This window comes from Mycobacterium sp., assembly GCF_049673265.1.
In the GTDB taxonomy this organism is placed as follows: Bacteria; Actinomycetota; Actinomycetes; order Mycobacteriales; family Mycobacteriaceae; genus Mycobacterium.
Genome location: NZ_JBATXN010000346.1, coordinates 1 through 1644, shown reverse-complemented (window position 1 = coordinate 1644; position 1644 = coordinate 1). Strand labels below are relative to the sequence as shown.

3 protein-coding genes are annotated in these 1644 nt (G+C 67.7%); all 3 read left to right on the top strand.

The features are described from left to right. Positions 1-442, top strand: a 442-nt coding sequence (locus WBF82_RS12050) for a flavodoxin-dependent (E)-4-hydroxy-3-methylbut-2-enyl-diphosphate synthase (RefSeq protein ID WP_424383256.1), incomplete at its 5' end; no start/stop codon positions are given. Between the two features lie 46 nt (positions 443-488). Further along, positions 489-1343, top strand: coding sequence for a GNAT family N-acetyltransferase (locus WBF82_RS12045; RefSeq protein WP_424383255.1), 855 nt, complete (start codon positions 489-491; stop codon positions 1341-1343). Between the two features lie 161 nt (positions 1344-1504). Next, the coding region (locus tag WBF82_RS12040; protein WP_424383257.1) for a hypothetical protein at positions 1505-1644 on the top strand (140 nt) is incomplete at its 3' end.

Here is a 1644-nt window from a genome sequence, read left to right as displayed (position 1 = left end):
GTCCCAGGGGATCGGCGACACCATTCGGGTGTCTCTGTCGGCGCCGCCGGTCGAGGAAGTCAAGGTCGGCACTCAGATTCTCGAGTCGCTGAACCTGCGGCCGCGCGGGCTGGAGATCGTGTCCTGTCCGTCGTGCGGTCGGGCCCAGGTCGACGTCTACAGCCTGGCCAACGAAGTCACCGCCGGCCTGGACGGACTCGATGTGCCGCTGCGGGTGGCCGTGATGGGCTGCGTGGTCAACGGGCCGGGGGAGGCGCGCGAAGCCGACCTCGGCGTCGCCTCGGGTAACGGCAAGGGTCAGATCTTCGTCCGCGGTGAGGTGATCAAGACCGTGCCCGAGGCGCAGATCGTCGAGACGCTGATCGAAGAGGCAATGCGGTTGGCCGCCGAGATGGACTCAGGCCCAACGGCAAGCGGTTCGCCGGTTGTGACCGTAAGCTGAAACGCGGCCCACTCGGGCCAAACGGTCGGTCCCAGAAAGATTTGGTATGTCGGCTCCACCCATCCGCCGCGTGGTCAGCGAGCGTCGGGTGTCGGTAGTGCGCGACGGCGCGGCGGTGCGCCGTGTCTTCGACGACGACCCGGTCGGGTCGTGCATGGTCGCCGCCCGGGTGGCCGATCACGGCCTGGACCCCAACTCGATCGGCGGCGAGCTGTGGACGCGCCGCGGGCCAGAGGAGTCGCTGTGTTATGCCGGCGCGAACCTGATTCCGCTGCGCGGTCGACTGACCGACCTGTATGCGTTCGCCGACGCGGCGCTTACTGCGTCGCGGCGCTGCTCGTCACTGGTCGGCCGGTCCGAGTTGGTGATGCCGATGTGGCAACGGCTCGAGCCGGCGTGGGGCCCCGCCCGCGATGTGCGTGAGCATCAGCCGCTGATGTCGCTGAGTCGGATGCCGACATGTGAGATCGATCCCGGTGTGCGCCAGGTGCGGCCCGACGAGATCGAAACCTACCTGGTGGCCGCCATCGACATGTTCATCGGCGAGGTAGGTGTCGACCCGCGGCTGGGCGACGGTGGCCGCGGCTACCGGCGCCGGGTTGCCAACCTGATCGCAGCGGGCCGCGCGTGGGCCCGCTTCGAAGACGGCGAGGTGGTCTTCAAGGCTGAAGTCGGCTCCCAGTCACCGGCGGTCAGCCAGATCCAAGGGGTGTGGGTTCATCCGGAGTGGCGCGGCAAGGGCCTGGGCACCGGCGGTACCGCGACGCTGGCAGCGGTGATCGTCGGCACTGGGCGCATCGCCAGCCTCTACGTGAACGACTTCAACACCGTGGCCCGGGCGACCTACGAGCGGGTCGGCTTCGTCGAAGTCGGTGCCTTCGCGACCGTTCTGCTGGACTGATCCGCGACCGTCGTTGCGCGAGCGCCGAGATCGACGCTCGAGCGGTCCTACCCGCAGTTCTGATGCCTAACGACGATTTCGAGGCGAATCGTCGCCCGTAACGGTCCGGTCTCGGTGCGCCTACGCCGGTCTTGCGGCACGGTTCCATAACATCAGCCTCAATGGCCACAAAAACCACATTGGCATCACAAGCCACAGGCTTGGTTCTGCTCGCAACAGTCGTCTTGCCCGCCTGCACGCCGCGCCCGGAGGGTCCCGCACCGGCAGCCGAAAGGTTTTTCGCCGCGTTGTCCACGGGCGA